The sequence below is a fragment of the Adlercreutzia equolifaciens genome (genome assembly GCF_029076695.1).
In the GTDB taxonomy this organism is placed as follows: domain Bacteria; phylum Actinomycetota; class Coriobacteriia; order Coriobacteriales; family Eggerthellaceae; genus Adlercreutzia; species Adlercreutzia equolifaciens_A.
In genome coordinates this window covers 1-304 of record NZ_JARFIK010000364.1, presented here as the reverse complement: position 1 = coordinate 304, position 304 = coordinate 1, and the positions used below count along the sequence as shown (strand labels likewise).

Here is a 304-nt window from a genome sequence, read left to right as displayed (position 1 = left end):
ATGCTGACGATCGCCTACAGCGAGGACGGCCTGGACACCGACGGCCTCTTCGTCAATCGCGGCGTGGTGCGCGGCTTCAAGACGAGCCGTCTGGACTTCGGCACGGCACTGGACACCATCGGCACCTTGACCTCCATCGATCTGGAGTTCCTGCAGCCCGATGGCCACCGCTTCACCAAGACGCTGAACCGCTCCGACCTGACCGTGGAGGCGGACGGCTCCCTGGTGCTCGATTTCGAGGCGCTGTGGGGCACCACGGCGGTGAACGATGCCGCCTTCGGGGCGAAGTTCGCCAGCGACAACG

General features: G+C 65.8%; 1 protein-coding gene. It reads left to right on the top strand.

Translation table 11 applies throughout. The annotated features are described in order from the left end of the window. A partial coding sequence (locus PZH32_RS12765; protein WP_275208630.1) for a hypothetical protein occupies positions 1 to 304 on the top strand: 304 nt, incomplete at both ends.